Origin of the sequence: uncultured Kiloniella sp. (assembly GCF_937128705.1) — a bacterium.
Classification (GTDB): domain Bacteria; phylum Pseudomonadota; class Alphaproteobacteria; order Kiloniellales; family Kiloniellaceae; genus Kiloniella.
Map to the genome: position 1 here is coordinate 1 of NZ_CAKZMP010000295.1, position 2,964 is coordinate 2,964.

Annotated in this window: 3 protein-coding genes; all 3 read left to right on the forward strand. The window is 44.7% G+C overall.

From position 1 onward, the window contains the following. Positions 1-190: 190 nt before the first annotated feature. Positions 191-1,399 carry a M24 family metallopeptidase gene (locus Q0241_RS14790; protein WP_299378835.1) on the forward strand — a complete coding sequence of 403 codons (1,209 nt, stop codon included), beginning with the start codon at positions 191-193 and terminating at the stop codon, positions 1,397-1,399. A 211-nt stretch (positions 1,400-1,610) separates the two neighbouring features. Beyond that, positions 1,611-2,096, forward strand: a complete 486-nt coding sequence (locus Q0241_RS14795; RefSeq protein ID WP_299378837.1) for a carboxymuconolactone decarboxylase family protein — start codon at positions 1,611-1,613, stop codon at positions 2,094-2,096. 18 nt (positions 2,097-2,114) lie between these two features. Then, on the forward strand, positions 2,115-2,964 hold an 850-nt coding region (gene sigJ, locus Q0241_RS14800; protein WP_299378838.1), incomplete at its 3' end, for an RNA polymerase sigma factor SigJ.

The window sequence follows — 2,964 nt, forward strand, 5'->3', positions numbered from 1 at the left end:
CGTTTGCGCTTGAGCCGCAACTTTTCCCTTAAAAGATTGCTGGCTTGCGTATCGAGGGTCGCCTTCCCCCGAAGGTGATCCTCATTTATTTGTATTGTTAATGTTTGAATTGAAATTATAAATTATTTTTATGAGTGTTCCTTTGGTACCAATAGGGTGAAAATTATTCCTCATTCTATTGGAGTCAGTAATGGAACGCACATTACGCATCCGTAACGGAGAAAAAGTACAAGGCACCTTTTCCAGAGCAGAAATGGAACGTCGTGTCGATAATTTACGTCGTCATATGGTTGATAATGATATTGATGCCGTGGTTTTGACTTCTTATCACAACATCAACTATTTCAACGACTTTGTGTACTGTGCCTTCGGGCGTCCCTACGGTCTGATTGTCACACTGGATAAACATATCTCTGTAACGGCGAATATTGATGGTGCGCAGCCGTGGAGACGTAGCTTTGATGACAACGTCATCTATACGGATTGGCAAAAAGATAATTATTTCTTTGCGATCAAGGATGAGCTGTCGGGACTAAGTCTGAGCCGCGTAGGTCTGGAATTCGATCATATTAACATCGATAATAAAAACAAAATGGCCGCAGCTCTTGGTAGTCCAGAGTTTGTGGACATTGGTGCGCCGACCATGCGGATGCGGATGCTGAAATCGGCTGAAGAAATCGAGATTATCAAACATGGCGCAGCGACGGCTGATATTGGCGGGGCGGCCTGTGCAGAAGCGATTGCTGTTGGTGTTCCTGAGCATGAGGTTGCTCTTCACTCAACACAGGCAATGATCCGTCATATTGCTAAGACTTTCCCTGATGCAGAGCTTATGGATACCTGGACCTGGTTTCAGTCTGGAATCAATACAGACGGTGCCCATAATCCTGTGACCAGCCGGAAGATTGAATCAGGTGATATCCTGAGCTTGAACTGCTTTCCGATGATTGCCGGATACTATACTGCGCTAGAGAGAACGTTGTTTGCCGAGCATGCATCTGATGCACACATGAAATATTGGAAAGCCAACGTCGAAGTGCACGAAGCTGGCTTGAATTTAATCAAGCCCGGCGTTCGTTGCTGTGATATTGCGCTTGAGCTCAATGAAATCTTCAAGAAGCATGATATGTTGCAGTATCGGACCTTTGGATATGGTCACTCTTTCGGAACGTTGAGCCATTACTACGGCCGTGAAGCTGGACTGGAGCTTCGTGAAGATGTCGAAACTGTTCTGGAACCGGGTATGGTCGTCTCTATGGAACCAATGATCATGATTGAAGAGGGTAATCCCGGTGCTGGCGGTTACCGTGAACATGATATTCTGGTAGTGGGTGAAAATGATGCAGAAAACATCACCAAGTTCCCCTATGGCCCGGAGCACAACATTATCAGTAAGTAAAAATCTTCCCTTGTCTGAGAGTTCCTCGACCTGAAATTGATTCAGTCTGAAGTGCTCCATGCATTAAATTCAGATGTCTCAAGACTTTAAATCCGGCATATCAGTGCCGGGTTTTCTTTTTGGTGAAGGATTTAAACAGCGAATGTCACATTAAGGGTTCACCAAGCGTCATATTCCTGAAAGCAACTCTAAGAACAACAAAGGAAACACGATGATGACAACGTCTTCTGGGCCTCTTTCTTCTAAGTCTCTGGCTTCTGTGTCTCAGGCATCTGAAAAACCCGTTATGCATGAAAAAAATGACCCAAAACTAATAGGGTATCTAGGCCAGATTCATGTGATGATGGCAGAGCGTGGTTTAGAACATTCTTTGTCTGCACTCATTGAATTACGGGCATCCCAAATAAATCAATGTGCCTATTGTGTTAATATGCATATATCTGACGCGCGAAAAGCCGGGGTTAGTCAGGACAAGCTGGATAAAGTGATTGTCTGGCGTCATGTGGACGTATTTTCTGAACCAGAGCGGGCCGCGTTGGCGTGGACCGAAGCGTTGACAACATTGGACCTAAAAATAAATTATGCGAAACTTCGTTCTGAGTTACGGCGATATTTTTCTGACAAGGAAATCACGTTAATTACGACAGATATCGGGATGATCAATTTGTGGAACCGCATACAGATATCCAAGCATTGATATGATGAGGTTCATATAATGCTTGAAAATAAAACACCTGAAAATAAAACAGATGCATTTGAGCTATCGCGTCCTAGGCTTATGGGGCTCGCGTATCGCTTGTTGGGGTCTGTAAGTGATGCACAGGATATTGTGCAGGACACCTATTTGAAATGGGTCTCTTATTCTGGGCCGGAGATCGAAAATCCTGTCGGTTGGTTATCACGCGTTTGTACAAATCGTTGTCTGGATCAACTGAAGTCGGCCCGTCATCAAAGACTGGATTACGTTGGCTCGTGGATACCGAATCAAATTCAAACGGAATTTGAAGCCAGTGCGGAAGAGAAGATAGAAATAGCTTCGTCTTTGACGACAGCCTTTCTTTTGTTGTTGGAAAGACTGACGCCAAAGGAGAGGGCGGCATACCTGCTACACGATGTATTTTCGATGCCGTTTGACGAGGTGGCAAGCGTGCTAGATATGCAACCGGCAAATTGCCGTAAGTTGGCAACACGGGCCCGAAACTATGTGGCAAAAAATAATGTGCGGCATGTGCCGGAAAAACAACACCAAGAAAAATTGTTAGAAGCTTTTCAGCAGGCGATCAAAACCGGGAATGTTGAAATTCTGGGCACGATGTTACGGGCAGATAGTGATTTCCGCGCGGATAGTGGTGGTAAAGTTCAGGCTGTGCGTGATGTTATTGTTGGTCATGATGTGATTTGCCGATTTATTGAAGATATTCTATCGCACGCATGGCGGAAGATGATAATTATGACTCAATTACTTAACGGTCCTTTGGGGTTGGTGATTATGGATGAGGGTAAAGTGCATGCGGCACTATCCTTCGGATATGACGCAAAGGGACAGATAAGCCAAATATACATCA

Excerpts from the sequence above, each read along its gene's own strand:
- Q0241_RS14790 (WP_299378835.1), top strand. The coding sequence starts at position 191 with ATGGAACGCACATTACGCATCCGTAACGGAGAAAAAGTACAAGGCACC.
- Q0241_RS14795 (WP_299378837.1), top strand. The coding sequence starts at position 1,611 with ATGATGACAACGTCTTCTGGGCCTCTTTCTTCTAAGTCTCTGGCTTCT.